This is a genomic window from Mesorhizobium sp. M8A.F.Ca.ET.161.01.1.1, assembly GCF_004792105.1.
Classification (GTDB): Bacteria; Pseudomonadota; Alphaproteobacteria; order Rhizobiales; family Rhizobiaceae; genus Mesorhizobium.
Genome location: NZ_SRTD01000373.1, coordinates 1 through 307, shown reverse-complemented (window position 1 = coordinate 307; position 307 = coordinate 1). Strand labels below are relative to the sequence as shown.

At 63.2% G+C, this 307-nt stretch carries 1 pseudogene; it reads left to right on the top strand.

The annotated features are described in order from the left end of the window. Window positions 1-307 (top strand): annotated as a pseudogene (locus EN804_RS36135) (alpha-glucosidase/alpha-galactosidase); the annotation flags it as partial.

The window sequence follows — 307 nt, the reverse complement described above, 5'->3', positions numbered from 1 at the left end:
TTCGTCGTCGTCGCCTTCCAGATCGGCGGCTACGAGCCCTGCACCGTCACCGACTTCGAGGTGCCGAAGAAATACGGCCTGCGCCAGACGATCGCCGACACGGTCGGCGTCGGCGGCATCATGCGCGGCTTGAGGACCGTGCCGCATCTGTGGACAATCTGCGAGGACATGCTCGCCGTCTGCCCGGAGGCGATCATGCTGCAATATGTGAACCCGATGGCCATCAACACATGGGCGATCGCGGAAAAATACCCTCAGATCAAGCAGGTCGGGCTCTGCCACTCGGTGCAGGGCACCGCCATGGAGC